The sequence below is a fragment of the Streptantibioticus silvisoli genome, assembly GCF_027947535.2.
Lineage (GTDB): Bacteria > Actinomycetota > Actinomycetes > Streptomycetales > Streptomycetaceae > Streptantibioticus_C > Streptantibioticus_C silvisoli.
In genome coordinates, this window is the sequence record NZ_JAAGKO020000013.1 from 62,113 (window position 1) to 81,073 (window position 18,961).

The 18,961-nt window shown below is 74.9% G+C and carries 17 protein-coding genes; 11 read left to right on the forward strand and 6 right to left on the reverse strand.

The window, feature by feature from the left end; all coding sequences use genetic code 11:
* The first annotated feature begins 126 nt into the window (after window positions 1–126).
* Window positions 127–1,248 (forward strand): DNA alkylation repair protein, encoded by a 1,122-nt coding sequence (locus tag POF43_RS11635; protein WP_271325664.1) that lies wholly within the window; start codon window positions 127–129, stop codon window positions 1,246–1,248.
* 138 nt (window positions 1,249–1,386) lie between these two features.
* Here the strand turns inward: POF43_RS11635 and POF43_RS11640 are convergent, their stop codons facing one another.
* The 3 genes from POF43_RS11640 to POF43_RS11650 all read right to left on the reverse strand — a co-directional run bounded on the left by POF43_RS11640 (window position 1,387) and on the right by POF43_RS11650 (window position 4,106).
* The gene (locus POF43_RS11640; RefSeq protein WP_282704539.1) at window positions 1,387–2,235 is read right to left on the reverse strand and encodes an FAD:protein FMN transferase; all 849 of its coding nucleotides are present in this window, start codon (window positions 2,233–2,235) and stop codon (window positions 1,387–1,389) included.
* Window positions 2,228–2,650, reverse strand: a complete 423-nt coding sequence (locus tag POF43_RS11645; protein WP_271318741.1) for an FMN-binding protein — start codon at window positions 2,648–2,650, stop codon at window positions 2,228–2,230. Before POF43_RS11645 ends, POF43_RS11640 begins: the two co-directional genes overlap by 8 nt.
* 73 nt (window positions 2,651–2,723) lie before the next feature.
* Window positions 2,724–4,106: a ferredoxin reductase family protein gene (locus tag POF43_RS11650; RefSeq protein WP_282704540.1), complete on the reverse strand. Its 1,383-nt coding sequence runs from the start codon at window positions 4,104–4,106 to the stop codon at window positions 2,724–2,726.
* Window positions 4,107–4,242: 136 nt separating this feature from the next.
* On the opposite strand from POF43_RS11650, the gene POF43_RS11655 reads away from it, so the two are divergent.
* The 5 genes from POF43_RS11655 to POF43_RS11675 all read left to right on the forward strand — a co-directional run bounded on the left by POF43_RS11655 (window position 4,243) and on the right by POF43_RS11675 (window position 9,440).
* Window positions 4,243–4,974 carry a response regulator transcription factor gene (locus POF43_RS11655; protein WP_271318340.1) on the forward strand — a complete coding sequence of 244 codons (732 nt, stop codon included), beginning with the start codon at window positions 4,243–4,245 and terminating at the stop codon, window positions 4,972–4,974.
* Window positions 4,974–6,440 carry a sensor histidine kinase gene (locus POF43_RS11660; protein WP_271325468.1) on the forward strand — a complete coding sequence of 489 codons (1,467 nt, stop codon included), beginning with the start codon at window positions 4,974–4,976 and terminating at the stop codon, window positions 6,438–6,440. Before POF43_RS11655 ends, POF43_RS11660 begins: the two co-directional genes overlap by 1 nt.
* A gap of 463 nt (window positions 6,441–6,903) precedes the next feature.
* The gene (locus POF43_RS11665) at window positions 6,904–7,695 is read left to right on the forward strand and encodes a COG4705 family protein (RefSeq protein WP_271318802.1); all 792 of its coding nucleotides are present in this window, start codon (window positions 6,904–6,906) and stop codon (window positions 7,693–7,695) included.
* A 789-nt stretch (window positions 7,696–8,484) separates the two neighbouring features.
* Window positions 8,485–8,691, forward strand: a complete 207-nt coding sequence (locus POF43_RS11670; RefSeq protein ID WP_271325509.1) for a PspC domain-containing protein — start codon at window positions 8,485–8,487, stop codon at window positions 8,689–8,691.
* 380 nt (window positions 8,692–9,071) lie between these two features.
* A complete protein-coding gene (locus tag POF43_RS11675; RefSeq protein ID WP_271318113.1) occupies window positions 9,072–9,440 on the forward strand; it encodes a winged helix-turn-helix transcriptional regulator in 369 nt (122 codons plus the stop codon).
* A 434-nt stretch (window positions 9,441–9,874) separates the two neighbouring features.
* On the opposite strand, the gene POF43_RS11680 is transcribed toward POF43_RS11675, so the two are convergent.
* Complete coding sequence (locus tag POF43_RS11680; RefSeq protein WP_303657592.1) at window positions 9,875–10,447, reverse strand: TetR/AcrR family transcriptional regulator; 573 nt, start codon at window positions 10,445–10,447, stop codon at window positions 9,875–9,877.
* Between the two features lie 274 nt (window positions 10,448–10,721).
* Between POF43_RS11680 and POF43_RS11685 the strand changes: the two genes are divergently transcribed.
* The 5 genes from POF43_RS11685 (at window position 10,722) to POF43_RS11705 (ending at window position 13,785) form a co-directional block, all read left to right on the forward strand.
* Entirely contained in the window at window positions 10,722–11,225 is a 504-nt protein-coding gene (locus POF43_RS11685) for an Lrp/AsnC family transcriptional regulator (RefSeq protein ID WP_282704541.1), read from the forward strand.
* A gap of 217 nt (window positions 11,226–11,442) precedes the next feature.
* Window positions 11,443–12,090, forward strand: a complete 648-nt coding sequence (locus POF43_RS11690) for a hypothetical protein (RefSeq protein WP_282704542.1) — start codon at window positions 11,443–11,445, stop codon at window positions 12,088–12,090.
* Between the two features lie 312 nt (window positions 12,091–12,402).
* A complete protein-coding gene (locus POF43_RS11695) occupies window positions 12,403–12,918 on the forward strand; it encodes a universal stress protein (protein WP_271312830.1) in 516 nt (171 codons plus the stop codon).
* A gap of 232 nt (window positions 12,919–13,150) precedes the next feature.
* Entirely contained in the window at window positions 13,151–13,648 is a 498-nt protein-coding gene (locus POF43_RS11700) for an MFS transporter (protein ID WP_271322164.1), read from the forward strand.
* Complete coding sequence (locus POF43_RS11705) at window positions 13,606–13,785, forward strand: hypothetical protein (RefSeq protein WP_271322165.1); 180 nt, start codon at window positions 13,606–13,608, stop codon at window positions 13,783–13,785. The genes POF43_RS11700 and POF43_RS11705 overlap by 43 nt, the downstream gene beginning before the upstream one ends.
* Window positions 13,786–14,271: 486 nt before the next feature.
* Here POF43_RS11705 and POF43_RS11710 read toward each other — a convergent pair whose 3' ends face one another.
* Complete coding sequence (locus POF43_RS11710) at window positions 14,272–17,607, reverse strand: P-loop NTPase fold protein (protein ID WP_271322166.1); 3,336 nt, start codon at window positions 17,605–17,607, stop codon at window positions 14,272–14,274.
* Window positions 17,604–18,956, reverse strand: coding sequence for a vWA domain-containing protein (locus tag POF43_RS11715; RefSeq protein WP_271322167.1), 1,353 nt, complete (start codon window positions 18,954–18,956; stop codon window positions 17,604–17,606). Before POF43_RS11715 ends, POF43_RS11710 begins: the two co-directional genes overlap by 4 nt.
* Window positions 18,957–18,961: the final 5 nt, after the last annotated feature.

An 18,961-nucleotide genomic window follows, 5' to 3' on the forward strand; every position in this document is an offset into this window, starting at 1 on the left:
CGAGCCCCTCGGCGGCCCGGCCGCGAACAACGCTCCCGCGTCCGCAACCGCCCCCACCCGACGCGCAACGGCACCGCCCACGTCCTCCGCAACACCGCCCCCGCACACCCCCGTTGGAGCCATCCCGTGCCCACCGCCGACGAACTGCTCAGCGCCGCGACCGTCCGTACCCTGCGCGACAGCGTCGCCCTCGCCGCCCCCGGCAGCACCCCGACCGCGCTGCGGCACGCCGCCGGGGCCCTCGACGGCCTCGGACTCGCCGAACGGGTCCGGCTGGTCCGTGACGCGACCCTGGCCGACCTGCCCGCCGACTGGCCCGGCTTCGCCGCTGTCGTGCGGACCGCCCTGGAGCAGGAGGCGTTCAGCGGCTGGCTGATCTGGCCGGTCGGCGAGGCGGTGGCGGACCGCGCGCTGTCGTCGGGCCGCACCGCCGACTTCGACGCGGGACTGGAACTGCTGACCGCCCTGACGCCCAGGCTGACCTGCGAGTTCGCCATCCGGTCCTTCCTCGCCGCCGACCTGGACCGCACCCTGGCCGCCGTCCGGTCCTGGACCGGGCGGCCGGACGCGGCCGTGCGCCGGCTGGCCAGCGAGGGCACCCGGCCGCGGCTGCCGTGGGGCCGCCGGGTCCGCGGCCTGCTGGAACGTCCCGGCGTCACCCTGCCCGTCCTCGACGCGCTCTACCGCGACCCCTCCGAGGACGTGCGCAGGTCCGTCGCCAACCACCTCAACGACGTCAGCCACGCCACCCCCGCCCTGGCCACCGACGCCGCCGCCCGCTGGACCGCCGCGCCCGACGCGCACACCCCCGCCCTCGTGCGCCGCGCCCTGCGCACCCTGATCAAGCAGGGCGACCCGGCTGCCCTGCTGGCCCAGGGGTTCGGGCCGCCGGACGACATCGAGGTCACCGGTCCCGTGCTGGCCGCCGACGTCGTCGAGCACGGCGGCACCCTCAGCTTCGAAGCCACCCTCCGCAACGGCGGCACCCGCCCGGTCACCCTCGCCGTCGACTACGTCGTCCACCACCGCAAGGCCAACGGCACCACCACACCGAAGGTCTTCAAGCTCACCACCCGCACCCTCGCCCCCGGCGCCGCCACCACCGTCGGCCGCACCCACTCCTTCCGCCCGATCACCACGCGCGCCTACCACCCCGGCGAACACGCCCTGGAGCTCCAGGTCAACGGCGTACGCTCCGGCCGCCGCGCCTTCCTGCTCACCGGCCCGGCCGACCCCGCCACGGGGTGACCGCCGCGCGGCGCCCGAACCCGCTACGGACCGATCCCCGCCGCGCGGCCCGCTGATCCGGGTACCGGCCGACCGCCGCCGCGCGGCGCCCCCCTCACCGCCCGCCCGGCCACGACGCAACCGCCGTGCGGCGCCCCCTCACCACCCGCCGGCCACGACCGCGCCCCTGGCCGCGACCGCGCCCCCGCGTACGACGCCCACCTCGCTCACCCCGCCCGCCACCGCACCGGGGAAGCCGGCGGTGTGCCAGACCGCGCCGGCGGCCGTCACCGCGAGCACCTCGTGGCCGTCGAACGACGCCGCGCGTTCGCGTGCGCCGTCTCCCATGGCAAACAGCGCCGTCGCCAGTACGTCCGTCCGCGCCAGCCGGCGCCCGGTCACCGTGACCGACGCCAGCGCGGTGGCCGGCCGGCCGGTGTGCGGGTCGGTGATGTGGGCGCCGCGTTCCGCCGTCCCGGAGGTGGCCACCGCCAGGTCGCGGCCCTCGACGACGGTCAGCAGCGCCCCGGGCTCCAGCGGATGCGCCACCCCCACCCGCCACGGCACCCCCTGCGCCGCCTCACCGCGCAGCTGGAGGTCCCCGCCGCCGTTGACGCAGCAGTTGCGGGCGCCCGCCGCGTGCAGCAGGTCCGACGCCCGTTCCACCGCCCACCCCTTGACCAGCCCCGACGGGTCCAGCCGGCCGGCGGCGGTGTGGCTGAACCAGCCGCCGGTCTCCCGCCGCGCCCGCGCGCACCGCGCCAGGACCCGCGCCACCTCGGCACCGCAGTCGGCCACCGTCACCTCCCCGCGCCCCAGCCGGCTGATCGCCGAGTCCGCCCGGTAGGTGGAGAACACCGCGTCCACCCGGTGCAGTAACGCCACCGCCTCGTCCAGCGCCGCCCGCACCCCGTCCCCGTACGGCGGCCGCACGTCGAAGGAGAAGACGGTCCCCATCACGTGCTCCACGTGCCGGATCGCGCCCGCCCGGTGCCCGGCGTCAGCCATCGGCCCGGTCCAGCGCGCTCTGCAACGAGTCGATGTACCCCTGACTGGTGTAACTCGCCCCGGACACCGCGTCGATGCGCGCGCTGTCCGCCCCGATCGCCTCCCGGGCCAGCCGCGGCACCGCGTACCCGGCGATCTGCTGGTCCCGCCCGGTCCCCGACGGCACCTGGATCACCCGCACCGCCACCAGCCGCCCGCCGCGCACCACCGCCGCCACCCGCACCGGACCGTACGGCGTCCGCACCGCCGCCCCGGTGAACGTCCCGTCCCTCGGCGGCCCCGCCGCCCGTCCCGGCGACGACGCCCCCGGCACCGGCGGCACGCTCAGCAGCACCGTGCTGTGGTGCGGTTTCAACGACAGCAGCACCACCACACCGGCGGTGGTCAGGACAGCGGTGGACACGGCACGGCGCACAGACGGCTCCTCGGGGAGAAGGCAGGGGAACGGACCGTAAAAAAGGGGGGAACGCGCGACCGCGGGCGGCCGGTCAGAAGGTGAACGACTCGTGGTGCACGCGGCCGCGCGGCACCCCGGCCCGCAGCACCGCCCGGCGCGCGGCGTCCGTCATGCCCGGCGGGCCGCACAGGTAGACGTCCCGGGCCGCCAGGTCCGGCACCAGCCGCACCAGCGCCCGCGCCGTCAGCGGCACGGCGTCCGGCGCGTCCCCGGCCGCGTAGTGCACCGCCCGGTCCGACCGGGCCGCTATCGCGTCCAGCTCCGCGCACAGCACCAGCTCCGCCGCCCGCCGCACCCGGTAGACCAGCACCACGTCACCCGGCAACGTCTCGAACAGCGTCCGCAACGGCGTGATCCCCACCCCGCCCGCCACCAGCAGCGTCCCCGCCGCCCGCGCGGCGTCCGCGGTCAGACCGCCGTACGGCCCCTCCGCCCATACCCGCGTCCCCGGCGCCACCGCGGCCAGCGCCGCGCTGTGACCGCCGGACGCCTTCACGGTGATCCGCAGCGACCGGCCGTCCGGCGGCGCCGACAGCGAGTACGGATTCGCCGCCCACCACAGGCCCGGCGCCAGGAACCGCCAGCGGAAGAACTGCCCCGGCAGCGCCCCGAGCCGGTCCAGCCGCCGCCCGGTCACCAGCACCGACACCACCCCCGGGCCCTCCCGGCGTACCTCCGCCACCCGCAGCCGGTGCCGCAGCGCCGACCGTACCGGTGCCACGAAGCGGTACCGCACCAGCACCGCCGCCGCCCCGAAGTACAGCGCGTACCAAGCCAGTTGGACCGGCCGGTGCGCCATGAAGTCGGCGCCGTCCGACAGTTGGTGACCGAAGACGAGGAAGAACGCCAGATACGTCGCCGCGTGCAGCAGATGCCACGTCTCGTACCGCAGCCGCCGCCTCGCCACCCGCGCCGAGACCACCCCGGTCGCCAGCAGCAGCAGGAACCCGGCCGTCCCCGTCAGCAGGTCCGGATACGTCCACACCAGCGTCCACGCCTGCGCCACCGGCCCGGCGTGCGCCGACAGCGCGTACCCCCAGACGATCAGCAGCACGTGCGCCGACGCCAGCACCACCACGTACCGCCCGCCCGACGCGTGCCAGCGTGCCAGCCGGTCCGTACCGGCGTACCGGTCGAGCAGCGGCACCCGGGCCATCAGCACCAGCAGCACCGCGCACCCGTAGCCCGCCAGCAGCCCGCAGATCCGCCCGGCCCCGGTGAACCAGCCCGACGCCCCCACCACCGAGGAGGTGTCCACCCACCACAGCCCCAGCACCCCGGCCGCCCCGGCGCCCACCAGCACGCCCGCGGCCACCGGCACCAGCCGCACGACGGAGGGCGGCAGCACCACGGCACGGCGGCGGACCGGAAAACGGGTGGTCACCGGGTTGTTCTGCGATCGCGGGACGGCCATGCCGCCAGCGTCGCCGACCCACTTCTGAGCACCCTCTCAACATCCGCCGCGCGACACCTCTCAGCGCCGATTCAGAGGGAACTCATAGCCCCCCTGGCTTCTTCGCCCTCCGGGGCGGGGGATGCTTGACGTCATCATGGAACGACCGCTCACCTCCACCGGCCTGCGACGACCCGACGGCACCCCCGTGCGCGTCCTGGTCGTCGACGACGAACCCGACCTCACCGACGTGCTGTCGGGGGTCCTGCGGTACGAGGGCTGGACGGTGCGCACGGCGGCCACCGGAGCCGCCGCCCGCGTCCAGGCGCGCGACCTGCGGCCGGACGCCATCGTTCTGGACTGGATGCTCCCCGACACCGACGGCATCACGCTGCTGCGCGAACTGCGCGACACCCTGCCCGGCGTCTGCGTGCTGTTCCTCACCGCCCGCGACGCCGTCGAGGACCGCATCGCCGGCATCACCGCGGGCGGCGACGACTACGTCACCAAGCCGTTCAGCCTGGAGGAGGTCGTCGCCCGGCTGCGCGGACTGCTGCGCCGGGCCGGCATGGCCCGCGACCCCGGCGGCGCCGCGCTGTCCTTCGCCGACCTGGTGATGGAGGAGGAGGCCCGCGAGGTCACCCGCGGCGGCACCGTGCTGGAACTGTCGCCCACCGAGTTCGAACTCCTGCGCTACCTGATGCGCAACCCGCGCCGCGTGCTGTCCAAGGCGCAGATCCTCGACCGGGTCTGGAGCTACGACTTCGGCGGCCAGGCCCACGTCGTCGAGCTGTACATCTCCTACCTGCGCAAGAAGATCGACGCCGGCCGCGTGCCGCTGATCCACACCGTGCGCGGCGCCGGATACGTCCTGAAGGAACCCCGGTGATCCGGCCGCCGCTGCCCCGCACCCTGCGGGCCCGGCTCACCGCCGGACTCGTCACCCTGCTCGCGCTGGCCTGCGCGACCGTCGGCGTCGTCACCGTCTTCTCGCTGGAGGGCTTCCTGGTCCGCCAGCTGGACCAGAACCTGACCGCCGACCACGGCCGCTTCGCCGACAGCCTCGAACACGAGTCGCCCCCCGACACCGACAGCGTCGGCGACACCCGCGGCCAGGCCGACCGCACCCTCGGCGCCCGCCTGCTGCCCGGCACCCCGCCCCGGGCCGCCCTGGTCCGCGACACCCGTGACACGCTCCTGCCGCTGACCGCGCACGACCGCCGCGTGCTGGCCGCCGTCCCCGTCGACGGCACCGGCCACCGCGTCGAGCTGTCCACCATCGGCGCCTACCAGGTCCTCGCGATACCCGGCGACGACGGCGACACCCTCGTCACCGGCCTGCCCCTGCACCCCGTGATGGACACCGTGCACCGCCTGGAGGCCGTCGAGGCCGTCGTCTTCGGCGGCGCCCTGCTGGTCACCGGCGTCGCCGCGGCCGGCTGGGTCACCCTGTCGCTGCGCCCGCTGCGCCGGGTCACCCGCACCGCGGCCGGCGTCGCCGAACTCCCGCTCGCCAGCGGCCGGGTCGCCATGCCCGCCCCGGTGCCCGACACCGACCCGCGCACCGAGGTCGGCCAGGTCGGCGCCGCCGTCAACCGCATGCTCGGCCACGTCGGCGACGCCCTCGCCCGCCGGCACGCCGTCCAGGAACGCCTGCGGCAGTTCGCAGCCGACGCCAGCCACGAACTGCGCACCCCGGTCGCCACCGTCCGCGGCCACGCCGAACTCGCCCTGCGCCACCCCGGCCCGCTGCCCGACGAGGTACGGCACGCGCTGGAACGCATCGGCGCCGAGTCCCGCCGGATGAGCGCCCTGGTCGACGACCTGCTGCTGCTGGCCCGCCTCGACGCCGGCCGCCCGCTGGCCCGCGAGCCGGTCGACCTGACCCGGCTCGCCCTCGACGCCGGCCTCGACGCCCGCGCCACCGGCCCCGGCCACCGCTGGACGCTCGACCTGCCGCCGGACGCCGTCACGGTCACCGGCGACGAACACCGCCTCCAGCAGGTCGTCACCAACCTCCTGACCAACGCCCGCGTCCACACCCCGCCCGGCACCGCCGTCACGCTGCGCGTCGCCGAGAGCGCGACCACCGTCGAACTCACCGTCCGCGACGACGGCCCCGGCATACCGCAGGCCATCCGCTCCGACATCTTCGACCGCTTCGTCCGCGCCGACCACGGCCGCTCCCGCGCGGCCGGCGGCACCGGCCTGGGCCTGGCCATCGTCGCCGCCGTCGTCGCCGCGCACGACGGCACGATCGACCTCACCGGCGAGCCCGGCCACACCGCGTTCCACGTCGTCCTGCCCCGCGACCGCCCGTCGGCACCGCGGGGGGAGGGGCCGTGCGATGCGTGATGTGTGCGGGGTGGGGGCGCGGGGGCCGGGGGAGTGGTTGGCCGGGGCGCGGGTGCTTGGGGTGTGGGTGCTTGGGGTGCGGGTGCCTACGGCGCGGGTGCTTGGGGTGCGGTGGGGGAGCGGGGTGCGGGGGAGGGGGCCGGTGTGGTGGGTGCCGGTGATGCGGGGGAGGGTGCCGGCGCGGGGGAGGGTGCCGGCGTGGGGGAGGGTGCCGGCGCGGAGCCGGTCCGATCATCACCAGTTCCGATCGTCAGTGGTAAGACCGCCAACTGTTCCCGCCCGTTGCCGTTCCGATCATCGCTAGTCCTACCGCCACCAGTCCTACCGCCAACGTTCCGTCCGTCACCGTTCCGTCCGTCATCGTCCGTCACCGTTCGACCGTCAAACCGTTCCGATCACCGCGGTTGCGACACCGCCGTTGCGACACCGCTTTTCCGATCATCAACGTCCCGTGGAGAGAGCCATGTCCGCCGAGACCGTCCGTCCCGTCGACGCGCGCCCCGATACCGTGATCCGCCTGCGGCTGAACAAGGTCCCCGAGGTCACCGCCTGGTTCTGGATCATCAAGGTCCTGACCACCGGCATGGGTGAGTCGACCTCCGACTTCCTCGCCCAGCGCCTCGGCCCGATCCCCGCCGTCGGCCTGGCGGGCGTCGTCCTGGCCTTCTTCCTGGTCGCCCAGCTGGTCGTGCGCCGCCACATCACCTGGCTGTACTGGACGACGGTCGTCATGGTCAGCGTCTTCGGCACCATGGCCGCCGACGTCCTGCACGTCGGCCTCGGAGTGCCCTACGCGCTGTCCACCACGCTCTACGCGGTGGTCCTCGCCGTGATCTTCGGCGCCTGGTACGCGGTCGAGGGCACCCTGTCGATCCACAGCATCCGCACGGTCCGCCGCGAGATCTTCTACTGGGCCACCGTCATGGCCACCTTCGCCCTCGGCACCGCCACCGGCGACCTGACCGCCTCCAGCCTGCACCTGGGCTACCTGACGTCCGGCATCGCCTTCGCCGTGCTGATCGCGCTGCCCGCCGTCGCCCACCGCTGGGCCGGCCTCAACGCGGTCTTCGCCTTCTGGTTCGCCTACGTCGTCACCCGCCCGCTCGGCGCCTCCTTCGCCGACTGGGGTGCGGTCTCCACCGGCCGCGGCGGCCTCGGCTTCGGCACCGAGGCGGTCAGCATCGCCCTGGCGCTCGTCATCGCCTGCCTGGTCGGCGTCATGTCCCTGACCCGCCAGGGCCGCTCGGCTGCCTGAGGTTGCTTGGTGGGGTGAGGTCGCTCCGCGGGGTGGGGTTGCTCCGCGCGGTGAGGTTGATCCGTGGGGCGGGTCGCTTCGTGGGGTGAGGTTGATCCGTGCGGTGAGGTCGCTCCGCGGGGCGGGTCGCTCCGTGGGGTGGGGTTGCTCCGTGCGGGAGGCCGCGCCGTCCGGTGGGGCCGACCCTGCGGTGAGGCCGCGCCGTCCGGGGAGGTCGCTCTTTGCGGTGAGCCCCGATCCATGCGGTGAGCGTGCCGCCGTCAGGATTCCGATGGACGGTTCCTGACGGCGGCACGCTTTTCGTTCGGGCGGCCGTGGGGTGCGGGGTCCGGGGGGTACGGGGCCGGGCAGGCGCTGCGGGGGTACGAGGGCCGCGCTGGCGTGGGGGCGCGGAGGCTCGCGGTGGGATTGCTTGCGGTGCGGTTGCTCTCGCGGTGCGGTGCGGTTGCTGACGGCGCCGGTGCGTGCGGTGGGGTTGCTGACGGCGCCGTGCGGGTGCGGGCGGTGGGGTTGCTTGCGGTGCCGTGGGGGCATGCGGTGCGGTTGCTTGCGGTGCGGTTGATTACGGCGCCGTGCGGGTGCGTGCGGTGGTGCGCCCCCCACGCGTCCCAGCGGGTGCTCCACGCGTCCCGGCGGATACCCCACGCGTCCCCTAAGGGTCCGACCCCGTCGAACGTGGGGGGCCGGTCACTCCTGCGGGGGACGGGGCCGGCGGCCTCGGCGTCCTAGCCTGGAAGTGCGGTGACCGGGTCCGGTCGGCGCGTGGGGTGAGCGTGGAAAGGACGTCTGATGAGCACGAGCACACTGGTCCGTCCCCGGGAGGGCCGCATGATCGGGGGAGTCTGCGCGGGACTCGGCCGGCGCTACAACGTGTCGGCGACGAAGGTCCGCGTCATCTTCCTGCTGTCGTGCCTGCTGCCCGGGCCGCAGTTCCTGGTCTACCTGGCGCTGTGGGCCCTCATGCCGGCCGAACACCGGGGCATACCGGCCTGGTGAGCCACCGCCGGAGCCGGAACGGCGCCGTGCTGACGGAGACGACCGGGGTCCGGCGGACGCGCGGGATCGACGGTATGGCCGGCAGGGACGACGGGGCGGTGGGGGAGAGCCGGCCCGGGGATGCCGTCGATCGCGGTGCCCACCGGTTGGGAGGCGTACCGGTCGGCACGCCTGTCGGTCGGGTCGGTCGGGGGTCGTTCCTGTCGGTCGGGTCGCTCGGAGTGTCCGTCGGCCGGGAGGCCGGTCCGAGTCGCGCGGGGTGACCCGAGCAGTACTGGGACTGTTGTCGCGCGGCTCGACGGGGGACCGGACGCGGTGCGACTATGGGCGCGACGGGTACCAGACGCCCGTAAGGCAACCTGCTACCCGGAGGAAACCACATGGGGACCGCGCGCCCGCGTCTCTCGCTGTCCGCGCCGCACGACGTGTACTCCGCGCACTGCCCGTGCCGCTCGATGCTCGACCTGCTGGCCGACAAGTGGAGCGCGCTCGCCCTGGGTGCCCTGGAGGGCGGGCCGCTGCGGTTCGGCGCGGTCAAGACCCGCCTGGAGGGCATCAGCCCGAAGGTCCTGACGGCCGTCCTGCGCCGGCTGGAGGAGCACGAACTCGTGACCCGCACCGTCTACCCGGCCGTCCCGCTCCACGTGGAATACGAACTGACCGACCTCGGCCGCGACGCCTGCGTGCCGTTGGCGGCTCTGCGCACCTGGGTCGAGGACAACATCGAGCGCTTCCCCGTCTCCGGCTGAGCGGTCCGTCCGCGATGCGGTGCGGGACGCGGGTCGGTCGCCGTGCCGGAGGATGCGCTGGCGTTGTGTCGCCGTGCCGGGACGCTGCGCTGGCGTTGTGTTGAGGGTCCCGCTGGGCGCTCGCGGCCGGAAACACGTGGTCTGTCCGGCGCCGGGTAGGAACGGGAGCGAGAGCGGAGGTGGGCTGGTGCATACGACCGTGTGGGCCGTCGTCTGGCTGGTGGTCTGGGTGGTGCCGATCTTCTTCGTCGTCACGCTGCTGCGCCGCAGACGCCGCTGAACGCCGCCGCGTGGGCCCTGGCGGACGCCTTGACCGATGCCTTCGCCTGCCTGCCGCCAACCGCGAGGTGCCGCTGAACGACACCGCGCGCGGGCGGTACCCGGTCGGCCCGGAAGGCTCGGCCCGGAACACTCTCCGATGTCGTGCGGCGGAGTCAGTCCTGGTGGGAGGCCTGCCGGGGGCCGTGCGTGCGGATGCCGTCGAGGAGCAGGTCGAGCAGGCGGTGGGCCAGTTCGCGCCGGTCCGGTTCGCCGGCGATGAGGGTGATGCCGCCGAGGCCCATCAGGACGTCGTTCGTCGCCAGGTCGGAACGCAGGCTGCCGTCGGCTGCCCCGGCGGACAGCAGCGTGCCGAGCGCCTCGGTGAGCATGTCGCGGGTGCGCATCCGCAGGTCGCCCTCGGCGGTGAGCACGGCGCGCAGGGCGTCGGCCATGCCGTGCTTGGCCGCCATGTAGTCGACGAAGCGGTCCATCCAGCCGCGCAGCGCCCGGTCCGGCGGTGAGTCGGCGAGCAGTTCGGTCGCCGCCGAGCAGAGCTTGGCCGTCTCGCTGCGGTACGTCGCCTCCACCAGCGTCTCGCGGGTGGGGAACCGCCGGTAGAGCGTTCCGATGCCGACCCCGGCGTCCTTGGCGATGGCCTTCAGTGACGCCTCCGAGCCGTCGCGTGCGAAGGCCAGCGCGGCGGCGTCGAGAATCCGGTCGTGGTTGAGCCGTGCGTCGGCGCGCATGGGGCGGTCGGTCTCCCGGGCCACGTTCCCTCCTGCTTCGTCAGTGGTGGAACCCGGCCGGTCGGCGTCGTGCCTGGCGGTGGTCCGGCCCTTCACCGGCCGCCCGGCGACGTGGCCCGGCCGCCCGGTGACGTAACGGAGTGGGCTCCGGTTGCCAGCCTATCGCGGGGCAGGCGTACGGCACCCCGCCGTCCGTCGCCGTCCCGTACGCTCCCGCCCGGTCCGCCGTCGTACTCGGTCCGGGGCGGGGTGGGGGATTCCGTATCCTGCACGGGTGAGTGCCAAGGACGTGCAACTGGATCCGGTGGACATCGCCATTCTGCGCGAGTTGCAGAAGGACGGCCGGATCGCGAACAAGGACCTGGCCGCCGCCGTCGGTATCGCGCCGTCGACGTGCGTGGACCGGGTCGCACGGCTGCGCCGGACCGGTGTGATCACCGGTTACACGGCGCAGATCTCCCCGGAGGCGATCGGCCGGCCCATCCAGGCGCTGCTGACGGTTCAGGTCCAGCCGCACGCCCGCCCGCTCGTCGACCCCTTCGTCGTGCACGTCCGGTCCCTGCCGGAGACGCTGTCCGTGCACCACGTCGCGGGGCCGGACGACTTCGTGGTGCACGTCGCGTGCGGCAGCAGCCAGGATCTGCAACGCCTGGTGCTCGACCGGTTCACCTCGCGCCCCGAGGTCGCCCGGCTCCAGACCCACTTGATCTTCTCGACCTGGAACGGCGGCCCGCTCTCCCCCTACCCGCCCCAGGACCCGGCCGCCCCCCGCCGCTGACCGGGTCGGAGGCGGCCACGGACACGGAGGCCGCCCCGAGCGCCGACCCGGACGGACACGCACGCCCCCGCGCCACGCCACGGCCGCGGCGCCGACACGAACGCCTCCGGGCCCCGGGCGCAGCACGCGTCAGGGGAACGCCAAGGGCGCGTCAGGGCGGCGTCAGGAGTCCTCGCCGACAGCCCGCGGTGGGCCCCGGCGTGCCTAGCGTCGAGGTATGGGACACGAACGTGAACGCGATGACGCGGCGCGGCCGGCGCGGTCCGGACGCGGGCCCGCCAGTACCCCCGCCGACCGCGAATGGGCCCGGGACGCGTGGTTCGCCGCCGGGTGCGGAACCGTCTTCGGCGCGATGGAGCTGGGCGTGCTCCTCGTTACCGGCGCGCTGACCGGGCCGTGGGTCGCGTTGTGCGTGCTGGCCGGAGCGGTGGCGTTCGCCGTGCTGCTTCCGGCGCGTGTCCGCGCGGGCGACGGGTGGCTCGCGGCGCGTGGCCTGCTGCTGCGGCACGTGGTGCACACCGACGCGCTGGTCGCCGTGCGGCTGACCGGCGTCGTCGCGGTCCACGTCGTGCTGCGTGACGCCGGCGGCCAGCTGCTGGCGGTCGACGCCCGCGTGCTGGCCGCCAATCCGCCGCTGCTGCGGGCGCTGGATGCCGGGGTCCGCGTCTCCCGCGAACGCGGCACTCTCCCGCCGGCCCCGGACCCGCTGCGCGACCTGCGGGCCGCCGCCATCGTCCGCCCGCCCACGGTTCTCCCGCCCGTTGCCCGTCCGCCCGTTGCCCGCCCGCCCGTCACCGCCGGCCCGCGTCCAGCACCCCCAGCCCCTGCGGTCCACGCGGCTCACGCGGGGAGTCACCGGCCCTGATCCCCGCCCGCCGGAAGCCCCGCCCGCCAGAGCCCCCGCCCGGCGCAGACCCACTGCTGAAGCCCCTGCCCGCCGCAGGCACCCCCGGAGCAGCCCCTCCCGCCGCAAGCCCCCGGCGCCGGCCTCCAGCCCTCGGGACGTCGTCGTGGTGACGCCTCCGCGTCCGAACGCCCGTGCGTCGTATGCGTCAAGGGGGTGTCATGCGCACCCCTGATCGCGTGAAAGGCGTGTCGATACCGGCACTCCGGGGGCGGCGGGACCGTCCCATGAAGTGCCCCCTTCCACCGCCTCACCCCGAAGGAACCCACCGCCATGTCCGGTACCTGTCGAGTCGTCGTCGGAGTCAGCGGATCACTCAGCAGTCTCACCGCACTGCACCGGGCGGCCGACGAGGCCCGCAGGCGGGACGCCCTGCTCGTACCGGTGCTGGCCTGGGAACCGCCCGGCGGCGAGGCCGGGTACCGCAGGAGCCCCTGCCCGCCGCTGCTGGCCGAGGCCGAGCACCGTGCCGTCATCCGGCTCGACACCGCCCTTGAGCAGGCGTTCGGCGGCTTCCCGCCGGGGCTGTCCACCCGGGCCGCCGTCGTACGCGGGCCGGCCGGACCCGCGCTGGTCGTCGAGGCCGCCGAGCCCGGCGACCTGCTGGTGGTCAGCGCGGGCCGCCGCACCCGGCTGCGCGCGGTGCTGCCCGCGCCGGTTCCCCGCTACTGCCTGCGGTACGCCGCCTGCCCGGTCTTTGTCGTCCCGCCGTCCGACCTGCTGGCCCACCTCGGCCGCGCCACCCTGCGCCGGGCCGTCCGCGGCGGCGTCTCCCCGGCCGGCCGCTGACCGACACCGAGCACGCTCATCAACTACGTGATCGCCCTGGTCGCCCTCGCCAGGAAGGCGGGGATCGACCCGCGGTCCCTGGCCGGGTGGCTGAACCGGAAGTACGAGGACGCGGGTTGGTACGGCCAGTTCGTGTCGGACCACGGCCCGGAAAACCTGGCCGCCTTCGCCGAGGAGTTCATGCGGGGGCGCCGCCTGCTGCACGACCGGACGCCCGCGACGCTCGCGGACGGTGAACCGACCGTGCGGACGGGCCAGTTCGCCCGCCGGGACTTCTCGGTCTGCTGCCGCGCAGCTCGGCAGTCCGGCCCTGGGCGGTTTCCTGCTGGAGCACACCTCGTGGCGGGCGGTCTACCGGATCGTCCTCGGCGTCGGCGCGCTGGCCGGTGTGGTGGCGCTTGCCCTGCTGCCCGGCCGCACCGGCGAGCCCGGCGCCGGGAACCGGAACGCCTCCTCGAGCCCGCTGCCGGTCTACACCCTCGCCGCGGACGTCATGGCGCTGACGCCGCTGCACACCGACGACGAGTGGTACGTCGGCGTCAACGGCACCGTCGAATACGTCCTGCCCCGGCCGGACAGCGACGACTGGCGGCGGGTCGTCATGGCCCTGGACGGCCGGCGCACCCTCGGCGAGGCGGTCCAGGAGGCCAGCGCGAAACTGGCGTGCGCTGGCCATCGCCCCCGGCGGTGCCCCCCTGGCAGTCCGAGCAGGAGAGCCGGGCGCTGCTGACCGAGGCCCTCGGCGAACTGCGCACGCTCGGCGGAGCGATCGAACCCGACGACGTCTTCGGCCGGCACAACGCCGGCACCGACCGGTACTCGGAGATCCACCGCGCTCCCCGGCAGATCCTGCGCCTGCCCGCGTAGCCCGCCGCACGACCGGAGGACCGCTCGTTCGCGTCCGAGCGGTCCGGGCTGAGGACGGGGGCCGGGCACCACGGTCCCGACCTGCGCCGGACCGCCACGGGTGCCGCCCGACTCCCAGGAACGCCGGGCGCCGGACAGCTCGTAGCTGCCCAGCGGCTCGCGGCGGCTGCCGGACCGTCGACCAGGTGCATTCGGTCGACGGTCCGACCGGGGCTCCGCCGCCCGGCGCACCTGGAGTGGCCGAACAGGGCCAGCAACGCCGAGGAGCGCCACCGGGTTCCAGGCGGCGGGCCTTCGTCGTGCGCTGCTCAGCCGAAGTCGCGCTGAAGACGGTGCTGAGTGCCGGAGGGTTCACGAGCGCTCGACCGGCTTGCGTACCTTGCTGACCCCGCGGTCGGACAATTTCCCGCCTCGGGTCCGTCCCGACGCCCACCTGACGCGGAGCCCGGAGTCGGCCGGTGCGATCACCCGCCGGGCGGGCGGCCCTCAGCGCACGTCGAGGGTGTGGAAGCTGTGGTGGGCCACGCGCGCGGCCCAGCGTCGGAAGACCGCCGTTTCGAAGACCGCTTCCGAATCCGCGGCGCGAACCCGGGTCAGCACCTCGGCGAGCCGCGCGCCGGCCTCGCCCGCGGAGCGGACGACGGTGACGACGTCCTCGTCGTCCCGCGCGGCCCGGACCGCCGTCAGGACGTCGGCTGCGCCGGTCGGCATGCCGACGATCAGGGCGAGCAGCAGCTGGACCGTCCGGAACTCGCCGGAGCCCGTGAAGGACGCCAGCTCGCCGGGCGGGACGGTGACCCGTACGAGCCGGTAGAGGTTGGTGAGCTTCTTCGCCGCGCGGGCGGTGGGCAGCAGCGGTGCCGTCCACGCGATGAACCCGGCCTCGGCGGGAGAGGGGACGAGCGCTTCCGGGCGCAGGTCCAGGATGACGTCGCTCACCGCACCCGCCGGTTGCGGACGGTCCGTCGGCGCGTCCTGCGCCGGGCGTGCCGCCGGTGCGCCCCTCGGCACAGGATCCTGTCCGCCGGCGGCCGGCGCGGGCGGGGCGTACGGCGTCGGGGCTGCCCCGGGAGCGCGCACGGTTGCCGCGGTGCCGCCCAGCAGCGTGCGCAGGTAGCCGGCGAGCGTCGCGTCAGCTGGGCGGTCGAGGCGGAACGGGATCTGGAAGATCTTGTCGAGGTAGTCGAGCGGGTCGATGGCCTCGGCGCTCCCGGCACCGGCGGCCGACAGCTCGCCGTAGTAGTCGCGCAGCGCGCCGCGTACCCAGGCGGGGTCGACGGCGACGACCACGACGAACAAGGGCAGCGCCAGCAGCAGGTGGACCGCGCTGAGCACCTCCACCACCCGGCGGGACGTACAGCGGTCGAGGTCGTCGATGTACAGCACGATGCGTTCGAGTGGCTGCCAGCCACCCGGCCGGGCAGCGGCCTCGGCGCCTGCTGCGGCCAGGTCCCGGGTGAGCTGTTCGAGGTCCCGGTGGATCTGCCCGACCAGCCCCCGCGCGTCCGCGTAGCGGGATTCCCCCGTGTCCATCAGCAGTCCGAGCCGGGTGGCGGCGTCGATCTGTGCCAGCCGGTTCAGCAGGGCGGCCACGGCGCCGTCCGCCTCCTTGAGGCGCTGCTCGGCGTCAGTGCCGAGGGGGCCGCCGGGCGCGGTGAGGGCGCGGGCGTCCTTGAAGAACGTCGGTATGCGCCCGAGCGGGAGCCCGTGCAGCCCGCCGACCTGCTTCAGGACCTGAACGGCGCACTCCCAGGCCGCCCTGGTCGTGACCGCCAGCAGGATTGCCCCGCGCCTGAGCCACATGTTCCCGGCGGCGTTCACGAGGAGCCCGGCCGGGCCGGTCCGCGCGCGGAGCCGGTCGCGGTTCGCGGTCGCCAGGCGGAGCTGTTCGCGCAATCGGTCGGCGCTCGCCCGTGCCTCCCGCAGGTCCTGGGGCGCCGCGTCGGACTCCTCGGGATCCTCGGCGATGGCGTGGAACAGGTGGCTGATCAGACCGGTCCACACGTCGGCGTCGTTGTAGTGCCAGGCGTTGAAACCGACCTGCCGGATGCCCCCGGCGAACAGGGTGCCGGCGGGGTCGGCGCGCGACCGCTCCGCGATCGTCGCGACCTCGGTCCGCACCTGCTCAATGAAGCTGGACTTGCCCGATCCCCACGGCCCGAGCAGCGCGATCGCCAGCGGTGGCCGGGTGCCGGTCGCGGCCACCAGGGTCGCGAGCGTGCGCACCTCGTCGGCCACCCCGAGCTGGTCCACCCGGCTCGGTTCGTCGCTCAGCACACCGGGTATCGGCGGCAGCGACCGTACGGTCTGGCCGGAGCCGCGCGCGTACGAGCCGTCCCGCGTTCGCCATTCGACGATGCGCCCGTCGTCGCCGACGCTCACCAGCGTCGCCCCGTCCGGGGCGAACGCCACGCCGCGCACGGTGCCGGTGTGCCGGGCCAGGATGCGGCGCACCTCGCCGGTGCGCGCGTCCCGCAGCCGGACGACGCCGTCGTCGTGGGCGGTGGCGGCGAGGAGGCCGTCGGGGGAGAGGGCGAGCCGTGGGCGGCCACCGGGCCGGGACGGTTCTGGGGCAGGCCCGTAGAGCCACCCGGCGGCGGGATCCGGGTCGCCGGGCACGGCACCGGCGACCCGGTCGTACTCGGGGGAGCCCCCGGACAATTCCTCGAACCCGTCCGTTCGCCAGACTCGCTGATCGTTGTCGGTCCCGGCGGCCAGCAGCCGGCCGCCCTCCAGGAAGGCCAGGGACTCGACCCATGCCCGCTCTCCCGGCAGTGACGTGACGAGTTCGCCCAGGCGGGTCTCCCACACCCGCACCACCCCGTCGACGTCACCGGTGGCGATGAGCCCGCCGGCGGGGTGGTAAGCGACGGACATGATCTCGCTGGTGTGTCCGAGCAGGTCCAGCGGTACCGCGTCGCCGACCGGGTCGTGGACCCGGATGAAGCCGTCGTCGCCGGCGCTCGCCAGTCGCGCGCCGTCCGGGGAGAAGGCCACCGCGTAGGCGGCACCGGTGTGGCTGAGCGGGAAGACCCGTCCCCGGCCGCCCGCCAGGTCGCGGATCCTGACTGTCCCGTCGTCCTCCGCGCAGGCCAGCGCGGTGCCATCGGGCGTGTACGCGAGCGCGTGCGTCCTGGTCGGCGCCTCCGCCCCGCTCCCGTCCCACGTGCTACCGGCGGTGAACGGCCAGGGCCGCACCTCCACCTCGCCCCCGACACCGGCGACCGCGAGCCGGTCGCCGGCGGCCGAGAAGGCCAGGCAGCCGACGCGTCCCGGCGCGGTGGCGGTGAGCGGGACGGGCACCTCGTGGCGCGACCACGGCCATTCCAGGAGCCGGCCCTCGGAGTCCGCCGTCACCAGGTCGGTCCCGCCGGGGGCGAAGACCGGGGCGCTGAGGCCCGGCCCGGACACGGCGGCCGGTGCGCCAGGCGGGGAGGACCGGTCCCACACGTGGAGCTGGCCCGCCCGGTCCGTCGCCGCGATCCACGCCCCGTCGCCGCTGACCGCCACCGCCACCACGGACTGATCGGTGTGCCACACGGTCACCGGCCGGGACGGCGCGGACAGGTCCCACAGGCGCACCGTGCGGTCCCGCCCGCCGCTGACCAGCAGCCCGTCAGCCGGCACGAACGCCAGGGCCCGTACCAGTCCGGCGTGCCCGCGCAGCACGTCGAGCGCCCGGCCGCCGCCCGAGGTGTCCCACAACCGGATCGTCCCGTCCCAGCCGCCGCTGGCCAGGACGCCGTCCGGTCCGTACGCCAGCGCGAGGACCGGGCCCGGGTGGCCGCCGAACGCGCCCGGCAGGGCGCCACGCGCGCTCACCGGTCTCCGTCGGCCTCACGGATCGCCCTCGCCGAGCGGCCGGGCGAGGCCTGCGACGACAGGTGCGCGGACCAGATGCGGTCCAGCCGGTTGATCTCCTCCCGAGGCCGCATCCGCACGTCTCCGAGCAGCGGGTCCACGATGTCCACGATGTGCGACAGGTGCTCGATGAGGCCGTGCTGCCCGGCCTTGTACGCGAGTGCCACCGCCCTGCCGAACTTCTCGCGGGCTTCCGCGTCGTCCGCCGGCTCGTCGAGCAGGGCCAGGGCGGTGCTGACGGCGTGTTGCAGTTCCTGCTGGCCGAGGGCCTCGGCGACCTTCGCGTCGATCGGTCCGCTCTTGCGGAAGTCGGAGGTCCAGATCGCGAACACCCGGTGGGCCCTGGACAGGACCGGTTCGCCGGACCCGGCGGCCACGAGCTTCAGCAGGGCCGCGCCCGCCCTGCTCTCGTTCTCGATCCTGTACACCGACTGGTCGACCTCCAGCTCCAGCACGTACTCGCGGCTCTCGACCCCCCACGAGCCGAGCGGGTAGCGGGTCACGCCCTCACCGACCGGCGAACCCCGGTCGGTAAGGTCCTCGACGACCGGCCTGACCTGGCCGAAGGAGACGATGCGCGTGGTCAGCCCCGGCGCGACGTGCAGCTCCACCCCGGCGGTGTGCTTGGCCATCGAGGCCGCCGTCAACGCGCGGAAGTCCTCGGCCAGCAGCTGGGGTGAGGCCACCGGCTGCCACGCCCCGTTCAGGGCGTGCGTGATGGTCGCTACCTGGCGTGGGCTCCAGTCCGTGCCGATGCCGCGGCAGTCGCAGTCGAAGCGGCCCTCGCACGCCTTCAGCGCGGCGGCCAAGGGCCGTTCGCCCTCGGTGTTGTGCCCGTCCGTCAGCAGCACGGCGTGCTTCTTGCGGGCGGCCGAGCCGGCCAGCAGGCTGTCCGCCAGGGATAGCCAGGTGCTCATGCTGGTGCTGCCCGCAGCGCGCACGTCCCGCAACGCGCGCCGGGCCTCCTGGCGGGTTCGCTCCGAGGCGCGGGCCAGACCCTGGCGGGGGTAGACCTGGGTGGCCTCGTCGGAGCCGGCGATCACCGCGAACTCCGTACCCTCGACCAGGGTGTCGACGGCCACGGCGGCGGCCTCGCGTGCCTTGTCGAGCCGTTTTTCCGCGGACATCGACGCGGAGGTGTCGATGATGACGACCTCCGCCCTCGTCAGCGGCTCCCCGTGGGCCAACCCCCCGGCCGCGCCGGACGCCTCGACGCCCACCACCGCGTGCAGCGTCCGCTCGCCCACCGCCAGGTACGGGTTCTGATGCACCTTCACAGCGAAGGGGGTCGCGGGCGTCTCGTCCGTCATGCTTC